The sequence below is a fragment of the Flavobacterium labens genome (assembly GCF_048286755.1).
In the GTDB taxonomy this organism is placed as follows: domain Bacteria; phylum Bacteroidota; class Bacteroidia; order Flavobacteriales; family Flavobacteriaceae; genus Flavobacterium.
Genome location: NZ_JBLVPL010000008.1, coordinates 124,939 through 144,951 on the forward strand (window position 1 = coordinate 124,939; position 20,013 = coordinate 144,951).

The following is a 20,013-nucleotide window of genomic DNA, read 5'->3' on the forward strand; positions in this document are numbered from 1 at the left end:
TGTCAATTAAGTATTTGAAGTTTTCATGCCAAAAAAAAACATAAAAAAAGCCTATCAAAATGATAGGCTTTTCTCAAAATAATATGATTTTAATAAATCTTGTATTCGTTTAATTTTCTATAAAGCGTTGCAACGCCTATTTCTAATAAGCGGGCCGTTTCGGCTTTATTCCCTTTGGTGTAATTTAATACTTTTTGAATGTGGAGTTTTTCAATACTTTGCATCGAAAAAGCTGACATCGTCTTATTGGAATTATCTTGTTGATGCTGAATCTCGTAAGGCAATACATCTTGCGTCAAGTTAAAATCATCAGCCAAAATTACGGAACGTTCAATCACATTCTTCAGTTCCCGAACATTTCCAGGCCAATGGTATGTTTCCATCTTATGCAAAAAATCGCCATCGATAGAGACTATTTTCTTATTTACTTTCTCTGAAAATTGTTTCACAAAATAGTTTGTCAATGGTGCAATGTCTTTTATTCTTTCTCGTAAAGGCGGAATTGTAATCTCGAAAATATTCAATCGAAAATATAAATCCGAACGAAAACGATGTTCTTCACTTTCGGTTTTTAAATTGCGATTCGTTGCGGCAATTAACCTGAAATTAGATTTTCTGGGTGTCGTATCTCCTATTTGTATGTATTCATTGGTTTCTAAAACCCGTAATAATTTAGCTTGTAATTCTAAAGGCATTTCGCCAATTTCATCCAGAAATAAAGAACCGCCATTCGCCTCTTCAATAAATCCTTTCTTGTCTTTTACAGCTCCTGTAAAAGCTCCTTGTTTGTGTCCAAACAATTCACTTTCGAGAATTTCCTTGCTGAAAGTACTGCAATTCAAGGCTACAAAAGATTTTCCTACTCGGTAGCTGTTTTCGTGAATGGCTTGTGCAAAAACTTCTTTTCCAGTTCCTGTTTCTCCCGTTAAGAGTACAGTTGAATCGGTTTTGGCTACTTTTTTAGCCAAATCAATCACTTGTTCCAATCCTTTCGATTTTCCAATAATAGTATCAAAAGAATATTTATCAGAAATTCTTTTTTCGAGTTGTTGGACTTTCTTGATTAGTTGGACTTTTTCCAGTGCTTTGTAAAGCAGAGGAATAATTTTATCATTGTCATCGCCTTTGACAATATAATCAAAAGCACCGTTTTTCATGGCTTGAACACCATCGGGAATTTTGCCAAAAGCAGTCAATAAGATAACTTCTGTTAATGGAAAATTTGTTTTTATCTTTTGAACAAAATCAACACCATTGCCATCAGGAAGTTTGACATCACAAAGAATCACATCAATATCATTGTGTTCCAGTTTCTTGAAACCTGACTTTAAATCTGGTGCTTCGAAAACTTCGAAACCTTCTGATTTTACGATTCGGGCTAGAAGGCTACGCAGTTTTTCTTCATCATCAATAATAAGTATGTTTTTCAAAATAGGATTTGTATAAATTTAAAATACAAAGCTAACTTTTTAAATGCTGAGAAATAAAAAAATAATTAGGGTTTACTTTCTTCGGGTATCGATAAGATGAATAATTTTCCAACTGTTTTCTTTTTTGAAAAGCGTAAAAGCATTCACGCCTTTATGACTTAATTTATCGTTTACATAAAACTCATAAGATGTCCAAGCGTGCGCCATGCTCCCATCTACCTGAATAGCATAACTCAGAATTTTTTCCTGAAACTTCACTTCCGTAGGAATAGAACCAATCGATTTAAAAAACGCTTGAGGGCTTTCATTGGATAATTTAGTTCCTTTAGCGTTCTCACTTATGGATTGTAAAATCATTGTTTCGTCGCAAAAGGACTGTAATTTCAAAGTGTCTTTGGCATGAAAAGCCTCAAAAAAATTTTCAACAACCTTTTGAATTTCTTGATTTTGGGCCTGAGAATATGTTGATGTAAACAACACAATCAATACTACTATTTTACGCATAATTACTTTTTTAATTAATTATAACTTCCAACAACATTACTGTTACATTTTTGAGTTAAAAATATACATTTTATTACCTTTACAATCTTAAAACAACAAATATGTCTGTCGCAAAAAAAGATTATAAAAGGATTACTACAAAATCACTGATTGAAATGAAAGCAAATGGAGAGAAAATTTCCATGCTTACCGCATACGATTACACCATGGCAAAAATCGTTGATACAGCCGGAATTGATGTAATCTTAGTAGGTGACTCCGCTTCGAATGTAATGGCTGGTCATGAAACGACTTTGCCAATTACGTTGGACCAAATGATTTATCACGCTTCATCTGTAGTGAGAGCTATAGAAAGAGCATTGGTTGTGGTGGATTTACCTTTTGGAAGTTACCAATCAGATCCTAAAGAAGCGTTGCGTTCTGCCATCCGAATCATGAAAGAAAGCGGTGGTCATGCCGTAAAACTGGAAGGCGGAAAAGAAATTAAAGATTCAATCAAGAAAATACTAAACGCAGGAATTCCAGTGATGGGACATTTGGGTTTAACTCCTCAATCTATTTATAAATTTGGTACCTATACTGTTCGTGCCAAAGAAGAGGAAGAAGCAGATAAACTTATTGAGGATGCTAAATTGTTGGAAAGATTAGGTTGTTTTGCTTTAGTTTTAGAAAAAATTCCGGCACATTTAGCCGAAAAAGTAGCTCAAAGTATTTCGATTCCGGTAATTGGAATTGGTGCTGGCGGCGGAGTTGACGGTCAAGTTTTGGTAATTCACGACATGTTAGGAATGAATAATGAATTTAGTCCACGTTTCTTGAGAAGATACATGAATTTATACGAAGGAATGACAACTGCCATAGGTCAATATGTTGCCGATGTGAAATCAAGTGATTTTCCTAATTCCAGCGAACAATATTAAAATTAGACTTCTTAGATTATTGGATTATTAGACTAAAAAAGTAGAAATGCATCGATTTAAGGATTTAGAGATTTGGAAAAAAAGTAGATTTTTTTGTTCTGAAATTTATAAAGTGACTTTGTCTTTTCCTAACGATGAAAAATTTGGACTAACAAATCAATTAAGAAGAGCTTCTGTTTCTATTCCATCTAATATTGCTGAAGGATCATCAAGGCAATCTAATAAGGACTTTGCACGATTTTTAGAAATCGCCATCGGTTCAGCTTATGAAGTTGAAACACAAATTCTTATTTCATCAGATTTAGGTTTTATAACTCCAGAAGATTTAAAAGAATTATCAGATATGCTAAACGAAATTATTAAAATGACTTCAAGATTTAGAGCAACTTTATTATAGACTTTTTTAGATTTTCAGACTGCAAGACTTGTTTAATAATCTAAATATCTAAAAAGTCTAACTTGTCTAAAAATCTAAGTAGTCTAACAATCTAAAAATCCAAATGAAAATAGTTTCGAATAAAAATAACCTTCAAGTGCTTCACGAAGACAACCATCTTATTGTGGTCAACAAGCGCGTAGGTGATATTGTGCAAGGTGATAAAACAGGTGATAAACCCTTATCTGATGTAGTGAAAGAATACATCAAAGATAAGTATAACAAACCCGGAGAAGTATTTTTGGGCGTAGTACACCGTTTAGACCGACCAACAACCGGAATAGTTGTTTTTGCGCGAACCAGCAAAGCGTTGACGAGAATGAATGAGTTGTTCAGCAATCGTGAAACTCAAAAAACATATTGGTGCATTGTCAAAAACAAGCCTTCAAAGTCCGAGGATAAATTGGTTCATTTTCTGAAAAGACACGAAAAAAACAACACTTCAAAAGCGCATTTAAAAGAAGTTCCTGAAAGTAAACTAGCCAGTTTAGATTATAAAATCATCAAGGAACTCAATAATTATTTTGCTCTGGAAATTAATCTTCACACAGGTAGACACCATCAAATCAGGGCGCAGCTTTCGGCTATTGGATCACCCATAAAAGGTGATTTGAAATACGGTTTTGACCGAAGCAATCCGGATGGAGGTATTCATTTGCATGCCCGTAAATTAGTTTTTGTACATCCTGTTACCAAAGAAAATATAGAAATCATCGCACCAACACCGGATGATGTGATTTGGAATGCAGTTTAATTTGATTATTCTGTTTCCATTAAAAATGTAACAAAAAAACACTTTACATACTTATACATTATAAAACAGGAATAATTATTCCTGTTTTTTTTTTATTTTAGGATATTGAGCTGGATTAAAATAATAATTATGTAATTTTAAATTAAAATCATCTCATGAAATATCATACAGAAATTGCTTTCCGAAAAGAATCCCTTAAAAAATTATTGCATAACATTATAGAAAATGAAGAAGCAATCATTAAGGCTTTGTATGATGATTTTAAAAAACCTGCTTTTGAAGCCGTTTTAACAGAAACTAATTATGTGATTAGTGACTTGAAAGAAACCATAAAAAATATCGATTCTTGGGCTAAGCCGAAAAAAGTTTTTGCTTCTCTTTTAAACTTTCCTTCATCTGATTTTATTTACAGTGAACCTTACGGAAATGTATTGATTCTTTCTCCATGGAATTATCCGTTTCAATTGGCTTTATGCCCTCTTGTTGCGGCTGTTGCGGCCGGAAATAAAGTAACTTTAAAACCATCTGAACTTACACCAAATACTTCGAACATAATTTCCAAAATAATCACTGAAACATTTGCTGTAAAAGATGTTGAGGTTATCACGGGAGACGCTGCAATTGCGCAGGAACTATTAAACCAGCGTTGGGATTATATTTTTTTTACGGGAAGTGTTGCTGTTGGAAAAATAGTAGCAAAAGCTGCTGCCGAAAACCTAACCCCTGTTACACTCGAATTAGGCGGAAAAAGTCCTTGCATCGTTGATGAAACAGCTAATTTAGAATTAAGTGCCCGACGCATTGTGTGGGGGAAAATCATAAACGCCGGACAAACCTGTGTAGCTCCTGATTATATTTTAGTGCACCATAAAATGAAGGATACTTTCGTGAAATTTCTTATTCAGGAAATTGAAAAAGCATTGGGAACAAATCCAGAAGAATCTCCAGATTTTGCCAGAATCATCAACTTGAAAAACTGGCAACGTCAATTACGTTTATTGGAGAATCAGACCATCCTTTTTGGAGGACAATCTAACAAAGAGACATTATACCTTGCTCCTACTTTACTTGACGAACCAAAAATGGATAGTTTAGTGATGAAAGAAGAAATTTTTGGACCGATACTTCCTATACTTTCTTATGAGTCGAAATCAGATATTGAAAAAATAATTTCAAGCTTCGAAAAACCATTATCGCTGTATTTATTTTCCCAAAATAAATCCTTTATTAATGAAGTGCTGCAAAAATATTCTTTTGGTGGCGGATGCATCAATGACACGGTAATTCATTTGGCTAATAATCGCTTACCTTTTGGCGGTGTTGGAAATTCCGGAATGGGAGCGTATCATGGAAAATTAAGTTTTGATATTTTTTCTCATAAAAAAGCTATTGTAAAAAAAGGAACTTGGCTCGATTTACAAATACGTTATGCACCATATAAAGACAAATTAAAAACCATTCAAAAAGTATTAAAGTGGCTGTAACCAATGAAAAATCCGTAAGCGAAGCCATAAAATATAGACGATCCGTTCGGCTTTTTAAAAACGAAGCTATTGATGCGCAAAAAGTAAAAGAATGTATTCAATTAGCAACTCTGGCACCCACGAGCAGTAATATGCAACTTTGGGAGTTCTATCATGTTGTTTCGCCAGAAATAATACAAGAAATAGCCAAAGCCAGTTTTGATCAGAATGCGGCAAAAACAGCTCAACAAATAGTAGTTGTTGTCGCGAGAAAAGACTTATGGCGCAAAAGAGTAGAGTCGAATATTGATTATTTAAAAACTCAATACGGCAATAAGCCGAAAACGGATTATTCTGAGAGAGAAAAGTTTGCGTTAAATTATTATCAGAAAATTATTCCTGCCCTATATTTTGATTTTTTAGGAATTATCGGAATGATAAAGTTTCTTGCTTTTCAAGTTATTGGAATATTCAAACCCATCTACAGGCAGGCGCGACAAAGCGACATGCGTATTGTCGCTCAGAAAAGCGCGGGACTTGCCGCACAGAATTTTATGATAAGTATGGCAGCCATAAATTATGATACTTGTCCAATGGAAGGTTTTGATTCGCTGAGAATTAAAAAAATATTACATTTACCGGCTCGTTCAGAAATTAACATGATTTTAGGCTGTGGAATAAGAGAAGAACAAGGCATTTACGGAGAACGATTCAGAGTTCCTTTTGACGAAGTATATTTTAAAAAATAAAAAACTAACAAACCAAATAATACCAAAACCAAATGATTAAAACAACACAAGACCGTATTGAGGAAATAAAAAAGAATGGTTATACCTTAGATTTTGGAAATGTTTTCAACCATGCATTCGAAAATTATAAAAAAATTGCATTGTATGGCGGTTTAATATTTTTTGTTTTTGCAATTCTAATGAGTCTTTTCGCTATTGTTATACTCTTCTCAATTTTTGACGCAGAAACCGTTTTAGAAAAATTAAAACCGGAAAATTTACAACCGGAAAATTTAAGTTTAGACTTCATGTTAATTTTCTCAGGAGTCTCTCTTTTAATAACGTGTTTGCTTAGTCCGTTTTCTGCTGGTTTAATAAAAATGGCGTATTGTGCCGAAAGAGACGACGAATTTCATGTGTCAACCATGTTTGAATATTACAAAGCACCTTTTTTCAAAGAATTATTTATTGCAACATTTTTGATCACAATAGTTAACTCCGTTCTATCGGGTATAATAAATTACATACAAATACCAATTATCGAAGTTGTTGTTTCAGTAACAATTGGCTTGTTTACAATTTTAATGATTCCCCTCATCATTTTTGGAAAGCTAAAAGCTGTTGAAGCTATCCAAGCTAGTATTTTAGTCGTTTCTAAACAACCCATTGTTATATTGGGATTACTTGTTATTGGAGTTATAGCGTCTTTAGTAGGACTTATAGGATGTTGTATTGGAATCGTTTTTACTATTCCATTTATATACTCGTTGTATTATGCTCTTTACAGTGAAATAATAGGATTTGATCCTGAAAATGAGATTGAAAATAGAAATTAAAAATATTTTTTATGCTAAAAGCCAAAATTTAAATTTTAATGACTTTTGGCTTTTATTTAAAATTTATAGTTACATTGAACGCCAAAAGTTAGAGTCCGAAATCTACTCATTAGAAACCTCATAAAAAATTCACTATGGTGTTATACTGTAGCCTACTGACTATTATCAACTCAAAATTAATTTTATTTTGGGTCTTTACTATTTTGACCTTAAGTAATCCTTTCTTTATTGTATTGCCTGCTTTGTGTATATTTTTACTTTACAAAATTTATAAATTAAAAACCGGATTAAAAAGTAATTTAATAGAGAGAAGCTCCAAGGAAACTGCACAAAAAAGAGAATATCAAAGCTATCTTATGCTTTTAGGAGTTTTACTTATAATCATAGAAATAACTTACGAAATTTTAAAAATCAGACCAAAAAGCTTATTGTTGGTAAATTGCTCAATCGGGGTTTTGTTGTTTTCATTATATTTTATTAGCACAAAGTCACAACTTGTTTATAGAAATATCAAACAAATTTTTATTTTATTTTATTTAGTTTATTTTATTTCAATTTCTAGAAATATAATAAACTCTCCTACTGATATTATACCTATTGTAGCGTTTGTAGTGGCCTTTTTCTTTTCTTACAGCGTTTTAAAACCTGCAAAATTATATTGGAGTTTTGTTGTGGCAGTTTTTGCTTATTTTGGTATTCTTTTTATGTTCGATTTAGTGCCACTAATAACGTTTTTAGTCCTAATAATTAATACTTTAATAGTTCTAATCATAAATTATATCCATTACATTTTATGGTTTAATACTAATGATGAAGTCCGTTTCAATAATCAAATTATCAACAAAGGAAATTCACTTATTCTGGCAACAAATAAAAAAGGTGAAATTGTTTTTTGCAGCGAAAATATAACTTCTATTCTAGGATATACTGTTGATGAGGTAATGGGATTAGGCTTTTGGGACGTTACGGAAGATCCAGAGTTTATTGGAGCAGAATTTCATAATAACAATATTATGGAAAGAACATTTACTAGGAAATTAAAATGCAAAAATGGTGAGTACAAGCACATACAATGGAATGACAAAAGGTTTTCAGACGATTTAATCATCGGTATTGGTCAGGATGTGACCAATGAAATCCATTTACAGAATCAGTATAAAAATTTAATTCAAAATGCTGTTGATCTTATTTTTGAGGTAGATCACTACGGTAATTTTACATTTGTCAATGAATTTACGATAAAAACTTTAGGCTTCAAAGAAAACGAAATACTAACGAGAAATTATTTAGAATTTATACGAGAGGATTACCGTACTAGCATAATGGATTTTTACCAAAACCTGTTAGACAATGAGCAAAACTTCCCAACGATCGAATTTCCATTATTAAAGAAAAACGGAGAAGAAATATGGGTTTCCCAAAAAGTAATCATTAATCGAAATGACATTGGAAAAATAATAGGATACTCCGCTATTGCAAGGGATATTACCAAACTTAAAGACATTGAATTTGAAAATAAAATTCGTCAGAAAAAAGTAGAAGAATACAATAAAACGATTAAAAAACTATCGACTACTAACTTTAGTAATTACAAAAACCTGGACCTTAGCATAATGCAAATCATTGAGTCAGCATCAAAAGTTACTAATTGTTGTCGCGTTAGTTATTGGAGTTATACCGAAGATGTAATTACTTGTGAAAATTTATATGAATTAGAAACGAATACCTATACCAAAGGACATGCTTTAGATAAAGAAAACTATCCTATTTACTTTGAATCTATAAAAAGTAAAAAACAAATTAGTGCTCCAGATGTTTTAGACAAATGGGAATTATCTGAATTTATCGAAAATTATTTTCTGAAATACGATATCAAATCACAACTCGATATTCCTATTTTTATCAATGGTGAACTAACTGGAACCATAAGTTTTGAAACTTCAAAAAACAAAAAAAATTGGGATAATGAAGACATTAATTTTGCAAGATCCATATCGGATATTATCTCGCTAACCATGATTTCGCACAGTCGCTATGAAACAGAAAAAAAATTAGAATACAAAAGTGAACTTTTTTCTGCAATGGCGCTTTGCACCGAGAAATTTTTGAACAGTAATGATATCAACGATATTTTTTCGGATGTCCTAATCATTATGGGACAAGCGACAAAATCTCATCGCGCCTATTACTATGAAAATGACGGAAACAAAGGATTAATCAGTCAAAAATACCGATGGATAATACATAATATAAAGCTATCCGAAAATAATGTAAAGCTTCAAAATTTACCATACGAGTATTTTGAAGAGCTAATAACACCCCTTTTAAACAATAAAATATACAGAGCCGTTATTCCTAAAATCGAAAATATTTCTTTGAGGAATAAATTAATCAATGTAGATGTAGTCTCATTGATTCTTTTTCCAATTTTTGTGAGAAACAAATTCCATGGATTTTTAGGGTTTGACGACACCCATGATGAAAGAATATGGTCAGAGGATGAGGTTAATATTTTGCAAACATTAGCCAGTAACATAGCATCTTCTATTGAGCGTATTGCTAACGAGACCGCAATTTATGAAAGTGAAGAAAAGTTCCGATTATTAGCCAATAATATTCCCGGAACCGTTTATCTATCTAATTATGATGAAAATAATACTAAAATTTACATTAATGATGAAATTGAAAAACTGACCGGTTATCCAAAATCAGAATTCCTGAATGACAACTTATCTTTCATTGATTTAATTCATCCCGAAGATAAAATGAGTACTATTGCTGCTCAAAAAAATGCGATAGACAGTAAGATTCCAATCCACTTAACCTACCGAATTATACATAAAGACAACCGCACGGTTTGGATAGAAGAGTTTGGAGATACAATTTACAAAGACGGAAAAATTGCATTTATTGAAGGTATTTTTATTGATATTACAGAGAGAATACAAGCTGAAACCGCAGTGCAACAAAAGGAATTAGCTGAAGCTGCGAACAGAGCAAAATCAGAATTCCTGGCTAACATGAGTCATGAGATTAGAACGCCTTTGAACGGGATTATTGGTTTCACCGATTTATTGATGAAGACGAATCTAGGAGTTACCCAAGAGAAATATATCACTACCGTAAATCAATCGGCACATTCATTATTAGATATCATAAATGACATTCTGGATTTCTCAAAAATTGAAGCAGGAAAATTGGATTTATTTATAGAGAAATATGAAATTGGAGAAATGCTGAGTCAAATTATTGATTTAATATTATATGAATCCAATCAAAAAAAATTAAACCTAAAGCTCAATATAGCTTCAGATATTCCTAAATATTTTTGGGTAGACAACGTACGTTTAAAACAAATTTTGATTAATCTGCTTGCCAATGCTGTAAAATTTACAGAAAAAGGATCTATACAATTAGATGTAACTGTTCTTCAAAAAATAGACGATTCTAATGTTAAAATTCGTTTTGCCGTAATTGACACTGGAATTGGAATTTTAGAACAAAACAAAAAGAAAATATTTCAGGCATTTTCTCAGGAAGACAGCTCAACGACAAGAAAATTTGGGGGTACAGGACTGGGATTAACCATTTCGAATCAATTATTGGGTTTAATGAACAGCCGCTTACAACTGGAAAGTGAAATTGATTCTGGCAGTACTTTTTATTTTGATTTAGATTTAAAAACCAGCAACGAACCAGTTGAAAAGGTTAGCTTATTTGAAACTGATTTTGATGGTATTAAAGATATTGTCGTTAAAAGAAACATAAATAGTAAAAAAATCAAAATAATGATTGTTGAAGACAACAAAGTGAATATGTTATTGCTCAAAACAATTATTAAAAACTTAGATATAAATCCGGTGATTTTCGAAGTTATAAATGGCAAAGATGCTGTAGATCAATTTGAGGAAATAAATCCTGATATTATTTTTATGGATATCCAAATGCCAATAATGAATGGGTATGAAGCGACCCAAATAATCAGAACTTTAAAATTAGGTCAAAATGTACCTATTATAGCAATAACGGCAGGTACCGAAAAAGAAGAAAAAGAAAAATGCCTTGCATCAGGAATGAATGATTATATCCCGAAACCAATCATAAAAGGAATCATTGAGGAAACTATTTCTAAATGGACAAATTAATTCTAATAAAATTTGCTCTTATTTAAAAAAAAATTAAATTAGAGATACTTTTATAAAGTAAGTAAAGTAAATAACTAAAAAAAAACATAAAATTATGAAATGGAGCGGTAGAAGACAAAGTGACAATATGGAGGACCGAAGAGGAATGTCCTCAGGAGGAAAAACAATAGTAGGCGGTGGAATCATCGGAATTGTAATTCTATTATTGAATACTTTTGGTGGAGAAAATGCACAAATGCTAACTCCAATATTAGAACAATTCAACCAAGGACAAAGTGCTCCTACTGAACAAAGAGACTTAACTGCAGCCGAAATTGAAGAAGGCAAATTTATAAATGCATTATTGGTTGACAATGAAGATGTTTGGGCAAAAATATTTCAAGAAAACAACATGCAGTTTAAAAATCCAAAACTAGTATTATTTACTGGAGCTGTGGAAACTGCCTGTGGAAATGCCACATCTGCTTCGGGGCCATTTTATTGCCCTGGTGATCAAAAAGTATACATGGATTTAGCTTTCTTTGAAGAGCTGAAAACAAGATTTGGTGCACAAGGAGGTGATTTTGCTACTGCTTATGTAATTGCACATGAGATAGGACACCATGTACAAACTTTATTAGGAACTTCCAGCAAAATGAGACAAATGCAAGAAGGAAAAAGTGAAGCCGAAGCCAATAAATTATCCGTAGCTTTAGAACTGCAAGCCGATTTTTATGCTGGTGTTTGGACCCATTACAATCAACAAATGAACAATTTCTTGGAGGAAGGTGATATTGATGAAGCTTTAAGCGCAGCACATGCCGTTGGTGATGATGCCATACAATCCAAAATGCAAGGTCATATTGTTCCGGAATCCTTTACACACGGAACATCGGCACAACGTAAAGCTTGGTTTATGAAAGGCTATAAATCCGGAGATATCAATCAAGGCGATACTTTTGCAGAAATAAGATAAATTAAGAACTATTACAATTAAAAATCGGGATATTCTCCCGATTTTTTTATTTTAAAATTTATTCAATGCAAAATAATATATTGTATTATTCCTAAAGTATGCCCAACTAAAATTCCATTCATCGAGACATTTTTTACATTTAACTTAATTAAAATTCCATCTATCTAAAATGATTATTAGACCACTTTTTAATAAGTAAGTTTATATAAAATAAACAAATAAAAAATGGAAAACACGAATCAAATAGCAATATGGATGGATCATTCTGTTGCTTATTTAATGGAATTTAAAACTAAGCCTTTTGAAATACAAATAATAGCATGCGACTTTACAGTGGACGAAAAAAAAAGAAATCCATATAGAAAAGAAACAACAAACAGTGATATTAAAAGAAAGTATAAATACTACAATCAAATTGGAAACGCAATAATAAACTATGATAAAATAATACTGTTTGGCCCGTCTGAAGCCAAAATTGATTTTTTTGATACGCTAAGTGAAGATGAACGTTTTTATAAATTGAAGGTTGAAATAAAAGAAACTGATAAAATGAATGTAAATCAACGACATGCCTTTATCAATAAATATTTCGTTCAGTAATACTAAATTATATAAATCTAACTATTAATTACGGTACTTAAATTTACACAAACACAGACTTGATTTCTTGCAAATTAATTCTAAAAATAAAGTTATATTCAAACAAAGTGAAACAATAAAAACCAGATAGAAAAAATTAGCAGTACCTTTGCTCCCACTTAAAGAAGTAAACTAAATAATTGTGTTTGCTTCATAAACACCATTTATGTCATTTAATTCATTAGGCTTATCTGATGCTTTACTTAAAGCCATCAGCAAAAAAGGGTATACAACCCCATCTCCAATACAACAAAAAGCGATTCCCCCAATATTAGAAGGTAAAGATGTTTTAGCATCTGCACAAACAGGAACAGGAAAAACAGCCGGTTTTACACTACCTATTTTACAAATATTATCACAGGGTCAACAATTGCGACAAAGACCTATTCGTGCCTTAATATTGACTCCAACAAGAGAATTAGCCGCACAAATATTGGCCAATATCAAAGAATACAGTGAATTTTTAGACCTAAAAAGTACCGTAATTTTTGGTGGCGTAAACCAAAATCCACAAGTAACTCAACTGCGTCAGGGAATCGATATTTTAGTAGCCACTCCAGGTCGATTAATCGATTTGCAAAACCAAGGTTTAATATCACTTGCCAAAGTCGAAATCCTAGTTTTAGACGAAGCAGACCGCATGCTGGACATGGGTTTTTTGCGAGATATAGAACGAATCTTGAAAGTATTACCTACTAAAAGACAAAACTTACTGTTTTCAGCAACTTTTTCAAAAGACATCAAGAAATTGGCCATGGGCATTTTGCACCAACCCGTTCATGTGGAGGCAACCCCGGAAAACACGACAGTGGATGCTATTATCCAAAAAGTATATCCTGTTGCCAAAGAGAAAAAAACAGAACTGATTATTAAATTGATTACGGAAGGAAACTGGAAGCAAATTTTGGTTTTCACCCGTACCAAACAAGGTGCCAATAAACTGACGGAAAGCATGATTAGTGCCGGAATCAAAGCAGCTGCCATTCATGGGAATAAAGGTCAGGGCGCCCGTACCAAAGCCTTAGCGGGTTTCAAAGACGGAAGCCTAACCGCTTTAGTTGCAACTGATATTGCCGCACGAGGTCTGGACATCCCGTTATTACCGCATGTTGTCAATTTTGAATTGCCTAACATTCCTGAAGATTACGTTCACCGCATTGGTAGAACAGGAAGAGCCGGAGCAAGCGGAGAAGCTATTTCGTTATTCAGTCCGGACGAAACGGTCTTTTTACGTGATATAGAAAAATTAGTGGGTTTGAATTTACCTAAAGAAAACATCAAAGGTTTCGAGCCAGATCCTAACGCTTCCAAAGAACCAATCAAACAAGGGCAAGGAAGACAACAACGCGATTCAACTCCGAGAAAACCAAAAACAGATACTACAAACCGAAGCAGCAATAACAGTTTTGGTCCAAGACGTCCAAGTCAAAATAATGACCGACGCTCTAACAGATAATTAATTTTTATTCTTTTTTAGGAGCAGAACGAGTTCGTTTTTTTAGAACGTATTTCCCGCTATACATTACAAACCTAGTAAGAGCTGAACACCAGCTCTTACTAGGTTTTTCATTTCTATCGGGGCTATTTAGAGCGCTCTTACTTTCATAATACCATTTTGCAAATTCATCCTTTGAATCTATAATAGCTAGGTGATTTGTAAGAAAAAATTGTTATATTTGAGATAAATAAAGTATGGCTGGTCTCATACATCTATACTAGTGGCAAATATCCAAGTGACGCTCTAAAAATATTCGATAATATATGAGAAAATTACTATTTCTATACTTACTTCTTCCAGTGGCAATGTTGTCGCAAGACCTTAAAAATGAATCGCAACAAACATTATCTTCAAAAGTAGATGATTTTGTAATTTCTTTCTATGCTAGTCATATCGAGGTTGATAAAATGATTCCGTTTTTTGACACCGCTTATTTCGCTATGCTCTATAAGTTCTCGGAACATATGAAATTGAAAAATGAAGACTACGGCATGTTCGTCAGCAAGAAAACTTTAAAAGCTAGAAATAGTACTGATGGAAATATTGTTAATCTTACGTTTAGAATTAAATATAAAAAAGGTTCTATGACAGAAGAATTAGAATTGCGAAGATCTTCTGTAAACTCACCATTTAAGATTTTTTATTTGAAGACTCATCGATAAATTATGCAAATGCACATTTGTCCACAGTAGGCTAATTCCCATTGCTGCTTTTTCGTTTCGGATGTTTTTTTTTCCACTCGCACTCGTTTGTCCACTTTATCTAGTGCTCGTTTGTAACGAATACTTAGTTAGATTAGGAGACAAATTATAGCGTTTGTAACGTGGATAACTAAAATATGGCAATTTTAAGACTTTGCAAAATAGATTATATCAACCCCGTTAAAAGCGTTTTACCAGCTCCGCAAAGTGTTCTTATAAAAAATAAATTTCTCGTTAATGCTGCGCAAATGTCTCTGCCTTTGCGTAATTTTAGAATTTGTTATTAAAAATAATACGCAATAAAATCTCTGACTTTAATACACCTCTGTTTTCCCCGCTACGCAAAGTCTCCGACTTTGAGTATGTGTTTTTCAGTCTCCGACTGACCTTAAAATTCAAACATTTGAAAAATAAAATCGGTTAAAATCACAGTTAGGAGCGCGAAGATTTGCTTAAGAACTAAATTCAAGCTTGTATCCTTTGTTGCGTATTACAACAATGTTACTATTCGGATCAAGTTCTAGTTTTTTTCTAAGTTTTGAAATGAACATATCCAGACTACGTCCAACAATAACACCTTCATCTTCCCATAGCTCTTTTTGCAATCGGCTTCTCTCTATAGTCTCGTTAGGAGATAATGCGAAAATGAGCAGCAAACGCGTTTCTGTTCCAGTCAAATCTATAGTTTCTTTATTTATAAGCAGTTCCCGTTTTTGCGCATCAAATACGACCGAACCAAAAGTGAATAGCTGGTTATGGTCATCTTTTGGTAAGTCGCTCTTTGGCTTAACCGACCTCAAAAAAACAAAGTCAACAAATGCTAAAAGTGACAAGGCACCCAAAAAATATTTATTCGTTGCTGTAGTTATGCTATTCGGTTTAAATTTAATGTTAATCATGTAACAGGCGACGGGTTGCCTTCTTCCTATACACGCTACAATATCATCTTTTTTATTTTTGGATACAGCATATCCATAAGCTACACTGGAGTTGCCACAGTTAAGTACGTTAACAACATAATCATTTGCAAATGGATCTTTGGCTAACAAACGCTGAGTTGTATTCACCAGGGAGTCGGTTTGAAAAGTAAGCTCATTCTCAAAACTGATTTGATATTCATTTTCAGCTATCTTTTTTACTGGAAGAACTCTTGATGTACTGTCGCCGGACTGTAAGAGTATTTCATGTCCGATTCTGCGGAGTAAAACTTCCCTTCTGGCAATATCAAAATCGTCACTATCATCCTTACTGAAAGCCATAAAGATTACAGCCATAAATAGGAGTGCCAATAACCCAAACAGATATTTACGTCTTCCAGAAAGGAAATTTCGACTAAGATGCATTGTGTAAAGTATTTATTTACAAAGTTTACATTTTTATTTACAATCCCAATCTATCAAATCGTAAAATATCAATGTAAATTCGTGAAATCAATTTAAAAGATATGATAAAATGAAAAAAATCATCTACGTGCTGATCTTACCGCTGGTTGTGATAATCGGACTAGTATTTAGCTTCGCTCCGTTCGCCTTCGGCTCGGGTGCTAATCGTGAAATTAAAAATGAAACTAAGACATCTCAAAAGCAGTTGTCCGTTGCTAACAGTAAAGCCAACTTAGATGAACGCAAAAAATGGGAAGCTTCACCAGACGGTATAAAGTACAAAGAATGGGAGGTTTCTCCTGAAGGTAAAAAAGTGCATGCCAGTTACTATAAAATAAAGAAGAACATAAAGGCTTTCAACAATATGGAAGCCGTGATAACGTCACTTACTTTTCAGCGTGCAAGTGCGAAATCATCAGGACCAAAATGGATTATAGTCAAGATTAATGGCGAAGAATACATGATGCAATTTATTCCTAAAGATTTTCAGCAGTTAAATAACCTGAAAGTTAACGACAAAATAATTGTAAGAAGCCGCAGCGCAGGGTATTCCTCTAATCATCCATATTTGATTATATCGGGCGACTATATTGCGCGAAATAATAAGATACTTTTTAAACGTGACTTTAGCAAAAATAATGGTTGCTGAGAATTAGGGCTACCCGCTCCGAAAAGTCCTCGACTTTGTGGAACGATGTGATTACCATTTGAAATTAAAAATCTGAAATCTGCTCCTCTTTATACTGAAAACTATTGTTTCCAAATACAACAATAATGTAAAGCATTACATTACAAATTACACCAATACTTTTTATAAATTAATACCATTTGTCAGTTCGAGCGCAGTCGAGAACCCTCTATACATCTCGACTGCGCTCGATGTGACAAAAAAATATTGGACTAAAATATAGTAATGAATGGTATCGGTATTCTATTCATACGTATTCAAATCTAGATTAAGAATAGTGCCTACTCTGCTAAACTCTTCATTAATCTTTGCATTCAAGATAAGTAGTTCATTTGTTATGGGATGGTTAAAAATTAACTGATGCGCATGAAGCATCATTCCTTTCAGTTCAAAATTCTCTAACCATAATTTATTTTGTTTGTTACAACCATGTGGACGACTTCCTAAAATAGGATGAAAAATATGTTTGAAATGTTTTCGTAATTGATGCATACGTCCCGTTTCAGGAATCGCTTCTACCAGACAATACCGTGACGTAGGTTTATTGTTAAATTCTAACTCAATTTCGGTAGTTTGCAACCGATGAAAATAGGTTATTGCATTTTGTATAATACCATCATCATTGGTTAAATCATAATCAATCGTTAGTTCTTCGGGTGACCAACCACGTAAAATGGCTAAATACTTTTTTTCGACTTCGCGTGTGGCAAAACGATCATTCATAATTTTTAAAACATCCTTGTCCAACGCAAATAACAAGACACCAGATGTTTTGCGATCTAACCGATGAATAGGATAAACGTGTTGCCCTCCTATTTGATTTCTCAATTCTTGAATAGCAAACACTTTTGCGTCGCGCGCATAAAATGATTTGTGGACTAACAATCCACTTGGTTTATTAATTGCAATAATATATTCGTCTTGGTACAGAATTTCTAACATTTGGCAAAAATAAAAGAGATTTCTCTCGAAATCTCTTTTTTGACTTATTTATTTCTATACTTTTCTTTTTTCCTAGCGAGCGCGAGCGTATTCACAATTTCGCAGCTGTTAAACATCAAAAATCGTTAATCAAAAATCTGAAATCAATTTTAACCCAAACCCAAAAGCGCGGATTTGTAATCCGTGTCCATTATAATTAAAGCGAAATTGTCCTTCTCATTCCTGCAAGGTCTATTTTTGACCTTGTAGGTATTCTAAATATGTCAAATATACCTACAAGGTTTTGAAAACCTTGCAGGATAATATAATTAGCCACTAGCCCAACCAACCATCTCGATCCAAACTTCTATACTGAATCGCTTCGGCAATATGACTCGAAACTACTATTGGAGCGGCATCAAGGTTAGCGATCGTGCGTGCTACTTTTAAAATCCTGTCATAGGCCCGAGCCCATAGATTCAATCGTTCCATCGCCGTTTTTAATAATTGCTTGGAAACATCGTCCAAAGCGCAATATTCCCGAATGTGTTTGGTATTCATTTGGGCATTGTAATGGATATTTTCCATTTGTTCAAAGCGTTCGGTTTGAATTTCTCGTGCTGCAGTCACTCTTTTCCGAATATCAACACTGCTTTCTGCTTTTTGATCTTCGGATAATTTGTCGAAAGGAACGGGTGTCACTTCTATATGAATATCAATTCTATCTAATAAAGGTCCCGAGATTTTACTTAAATACCGTTGCATTTCGTGTGGCGATGAAGTTTGTGGCGAATCTGGATCGTTAAAGAAACCACTCGGACTTGGATTCATACTCGCAACCAACATAAACGAGGATGGATAAGTAACCGTAAATTTAGCTCTAGAAATCGTCACTTCTCTATCTTCAAGTGGTTGACGCATCACTTCGAGAACATCACGTTTGAATTCTGGCAATTCATCCAGAAACAAAACACCATTATGCGCCATAGAAATTTCACCCGGTTGCGGATAACTTCCCCCGCCAACTAATGCGACATTTGAAATAGTATGGTGCGGACTACGAAACGGACGTTGATTCATCAAACCTACTTCCTTTAGTTTTCCTGCAACACTATGAATTTTAGTGGTTTCTAATGCTTCGCGCAACGTCATGGGCGGCAAAATACTGGGTAAACGCTTGGCTAACATTGTTTTTCCGGCTCCTGGCGGGCCAATCAAGATAATATTATGTCCTCCGGCAGCCGCAATTTCCATGCAACGCTTGATGCTTTCCTGTCCTTTGACATCCGAGAAATCGAATTCAGGAAAGTCTAATGTTTTATAAAATTCGGCTCTCGTGTCAATTGTTGTTGGTTCCAGCGTTCCTTTTCCTTCAAGAAAATCAATCACTTCCTGAACATTTTCAACTCCATACACGTCTAATCCAGCCACAATTGCGGCTTCTTTCACATTTTGCTTTGGAAGAAAAAAACCTTTAAAACCTTCTTCTTTGGCTTTGATCGCAATTGGCAAAGCACCACGTATCGGTTGAAGGCTGCCATCAAGGGAAAGTTCTCCCATAATGATGTATTTATCAACGTCCTCGGCATTGATTTGTCCAGATGCCACCAAAATTCCGATAGTTAAAGTCAAGTCATACGCAGAGCCTTCTTTGCGCAAATCAGCGGGAGCCATATTGATGGTGATTTTTTTTCCGGGCATGGCGTACCCATTATTTTTAAGCGCTGCCGCAATTCGGTAACTGCTTTCTTTTATAGCATTGTCTGGCAAGCCAACTAAATGATAACCAATCCCTTTATCAATATTTACCTCTACGGTAATTGTAGTGGCTTCCACTCCAAAAACAGCACTTCCAAAAACTTTAACTAGCATGTTTACTTATTTGATTCTAAAATTAGCTAAACATTTTTAATTATTGTAATTATTCCTACAAAATTTAAAAAACAATACAGAATAGTAAAAATTTATGTCAAAATAATTAGAATAATATGATAGAGTCGCTCATTTTGTTTT

17 protein-coding genes are annotated in these 20,013 nt (G+C 33.6%); 12 read left to right on the forward strand and 5 right to left on the reverse strand.

Annotated elements, in window-relative coordinates; translation table 11 throughout:
- Positions 1–89 precede the first annotated feature (89 nt).
- Both ACNQF8_RS14640 and ACNQF8_RS14645 read right to left on the reverse strand, forming a co-directional pair.
- Positions 90–1,433, reverse strand: a complete 1,344-nt coding sequence (locus ACNQF8_RS14640; protein WP_417953851.1) for a sigma-54-dependent transcriptional regulator — start codon at positions 1,431–1,433, stop codon at positions 90–92.
- A 69-nt stretch (positions 1,434–1,502) separates the two neighbouring features.
- Positions 1,503–1,934 (reverse strand): nuclear transport factor 2 family protein, encoded by a 432-nt coding sequence (locus ACNQF8_RS14645; protein WP_417951342.1) that lies wholly within the window; start codon positions 1,932–1,934, stop codon positions 1,503–1,505.
- A gap of 101 nt (positions 1,935–2,035) precedes the next feature.
- Between ACNQF8_RS14645 and panB the strand changes: the two genes are divergently transcribed.
- The 11 genes from panB (at position 2,036) to ACNQF8_RS14700 (ending at position 14,970) form a co-directional block, all read left to right on the forward strand.
- Entirely contained in the window at positions 2,036–2,854 is an 819-nt protein-coding gene (gene panB, locus ACNQF8_RS14650; RefSeq protein WP_315179472.1) for a 3-methyl-2-oxobutanoate hydroxymethyltransferase, read from the forward strand.
- Positions 2,855–2,900: 46 nt separating this feature from the next.
- Positions 2,901–3,251 carry a four helix bundle protein gene (locus tag ACNQF8_RS14655; protein WP_417951341.1) on the forward strand — a complete coding sequence of 117 codons (351 nt, stop codon included), beginning with the start codon at positions 2,901–2,903 and terminating at the stop codon, positions 3,249–3,251.
- 103 nt (positions 3,252–3,354) lie between these two features.
- On the forward strand, positions 3,355–4,044 hold the full coding sequence (locus ACNQF8_RS14660) for an RluA family pseudouridine synthase (protein ID WP_417953798.1): 690 nt from the start codon (positions 3,355–3,357) through the stop codon (positions 4,042–4,044).
- Positions 4,045–4,199: 155 nt separating this feature from the next.
- The gene (locus tag ACNQF8_RS14665) at positions 4,200–5,528 is read left to right on the forward strand and encodes an aldehyde dehydrogenase (RefSeq protein ID WP_417951339.1); all 1,329 of its coding nucleotides are present in this window, start codon (positions 4,200–4,202) and stop codon (positions 5,526–5,528) included.
- Positions 5,519–6,256, forward strand: coding sequence for a nitroreductase family protein (locus tag ACNQF8_RS14670; protein WP_417953797.1), 738 nt, complete (start codon positions 5,519–5,521; stop codon positions 6,254–6,256). The genes ACNQF8_RS14665 and ACNQF8_RS14670 overlap by 10 nt, the downstream gene beginning before the upstream one ends.
- Before the next feature lie 32 nt (positions 6,257–6,288).
- Positions 6,289–7,071, forward strand: coding sequence for a hypothetical protein (locus ACNQF8_RS14675; protein ID WP_417953795.1), 783 nt, complete (start codon positions 6,289–6,291; stop codon positions 7,069–7,071).
- 704 nt (positions 7,072–7,775) lie between these two features.
- Positions 7,776–11,216, forward strand: a complete 3,441-nt coding sequence (locus ACNQF8_RS14680; protein WP_417983533.1) for a PAS domain S-box protein — start codon at positions 7,776–7,778, stop codon at positions 11,214–11,216.
- Between the two features lie 94 nt (positions 11,217–11,310).
- Positions 11,311–12,171, forward strand: coding sequence for a KPN_02809 family neutral zinc metallopeptidase (gene ypfJ / locus ACNQF8_RS14685; protein WP_315211384.1), 861 nt, complete (start codon positions 11,311–11,313; stop codon positions 12,169–12,171).
- Between the two features lie 225 nt (positions 12,172–12,396).
- On the forward strand, positions 12,397–12,771 hold the full coding sequence (locus ACNQF8_RS14690) for a hypothetical protein (RefSeq protein ID WP_315211386.1): 375 nt from the start codon (positions 12,397–12,399) through the stop codon (positions 12,769–12,771).
- Positions 12,772–12,976: 205 nt separating this feature from the next.
- A complete protein-coding gene (locus ACNQF8_RS14695) occupies positions 12,977–14,266 on the forward strand; it encodes a DEAD/DEAH box helicase (RefSeq protein WP_315211388.1) in 1,290 nt (429 codons plus the stop codon).
- 305 nt (positions 14,267–14,571) lie between these two features.
- The gene (locus ACNQF8_RS14700) at positions 14,572–14,970 is read left to right on the forward strand and encodes a hypothetical protein (RefSeq protein ID WP_417953793.1); all 399 of its coding nucleotides are present in this window, start codon (positions 14,572–14,574) and stop codon (positions 14,968–14,970) included.
- 491 nt (positions 14,971–15,461) lie between these two features.
- On the opposite strand, the gene ACNQF8_RS14705 is transcribed toward ACNQF8_RS14700, so the two are convergent.
- The gene (locus tag ACNQF8_RS14705; RefSeq protein WP_417953792.1) at positions 15,462–16,283 is read right to left on the reverse strand and encodes a winged helix-turn-helix domain-containing protein; all 822 of its coding nucleotides are present in this window, start codon (positions 16,281–16,283) and stop codon (positions 15,462–15,464) included.
- Between the two features lie 178 nt (positions 16,284–16,461).
- Between ACNQF8_RS14705 and ACNQF8_RS14710 the strand changes: the two genes are divergently transcribed.
- Positions 16,462–17,040, forward strand: coding sequence for a hypothetical protein (locus ACNQF8_RS14710; RefSeq protein ID WP_417951333.1), 579 nt, complete (start codon positions 16,462–16,464; stop codon positions 17,038–17,040).
- A 282-nt stretch (positions 17,041–17,322) separates the two neighbouring features.
- Here ACNQF8_RS14710 and ACNQF8_RS14715 read toward each other — a convergent pair whose 3' ends face one another.
- Complete coding sequence (locus ACNQF8_RS14715; protein WP_417951332.1) at positions 17,323–18,021, reverse strand: pseudouridine synthase; 699 nt, start codon at positions 18,019–18,021, stop codon at positions 17,323–17,325.
- A 315-nt stretch (positions 18,022–18,336) separates the two neighbouring features.
- Complete coding sequence (locus ACNQF8_RS14720) at positions 18,337–19,872, reverse strand: YifB family Mg chelatase-like AAA ATPase (RefSeq protein WP_417953791.1); 1,536 nt, start codon at positions 19,870–19,872, stop codon at positions 18,337–18,339.
- Positions 19,873–20,013 lie beyond the last annotated feature (141 nt).

What these genes read in the sequence shown, in the direction of transcription:
- ACNQF8_RS14645 (WP_417951342.1), bottom strand. Translation starts at nt 1,934, where the DNA reads ATGCGTAAAATAGTAGTATTGATTGTGTTGTTTACATCAACATATTCT.
- panB (WP_315179472.1), top strand. Translation starts at nt 2,036, where the DNA reads ATGTCTGTCGCAAAAAAAGATTATAAAAGGATTACTACAAAATCACTG.
- ACNQF8_RS14655 (WP_417951341.1), top strand. Translation starts at nt 2,901, where the DNA reads ATGCATCGATTTAAGGATTTAGAGATTTGGAAAAAAAGTAGATTTTTT.
- ACNQF8_RS14660 (WP_417953798.1), top strand. Translation starts at nt 3,355, where the DNA reads ATGAAAATAGTTTCGAATAAAAATAACCTTCAAGTGCTTCACGAAGAC.
- ACNQF8_RS14665 (WP_417951339.1), top strand. Translation starts at nt 4,200, where the DNA reads ATGAAATATCATACAGAAATTGCTTTCCGAAAAGAATCCCTTAAAAAA.
- ACNQF8_RS14675 (WP_417953795.1), top strand. Translation starts at nt 6,289, where the DNA reads ATGATTAAAACAACACAAGACCGTATTGAGGAAATAAAAAAGAATGGT.
- ACNQF8_RS14680 (WP_417983533.1), top strand. Translation starts at nt 7,776, where the DNA reads ATGTTCGATTTAGTGCCACTAATAACGTTTTTAGTCCTAATAATTAAT.
- ypfJ (WP_315211384.1), top strand. Translation starts at nt 11,311, where the DNA reads ATGAAATGGAGCGGTAGAAGACAAAGTGACAATATGGAGGACCGAAGA.
- ACNQF8_RS14690 (WP_315211386.1), top strand. Translation starts at nt 12,397, where the DNA reads ATGGAAAACACGAATCAAATAGCAATATGGATGGATCATTCTGTTGCT.
- ACNQF8_RS14695 (WP_315211388.1), top strand. Translation starts at nt 12,977, where the DNA reads ATGTCATTTAATTCATTAGGCTTATCTGATGCTTTACTTAAAGCCATC.
- ACNQF8_RS14700 (WP_417953793.1), top strand. Translation starts at nt 14,572, where the DNA reads ATGAGAAAATTACTATTTCTATACTTACTTCTTCCAGTGGCAATGTTG.
- ACNQF8_RS14705 (WP_417953792.1), bottom strand. Translation starts at nt 16,283, where the DNA reads ATGGCTGTAATCTTTATGGCTTTCAGTAAGGATGATAGTGACGATTTT.
- ACNQF8_RS14710 (WP_417951333.1), top strand. Translation starts at nt 16,462, where the DNA reads ATGAAAAAAATCATCTACGTGCTGATCTTACCGCTGGTTGTGATAATC.
- ACNQF8_RS14715 (WP_417951332.1), bottom strand. Translation starts at nt 18,021, where the DNA reads ATGTTAGAAATTCTGTACCAAGACGAATATATTATTGCAATTAATAAA.
- ACNQF8_RS14720 (WP_417953791.1), bottom strand. Translation starts at nt 19,872, where the DNA reads ATGCTAGTTAAAGTTTTTGGAAGTGCTGTTTTTGGAGTGGAAGCCACT.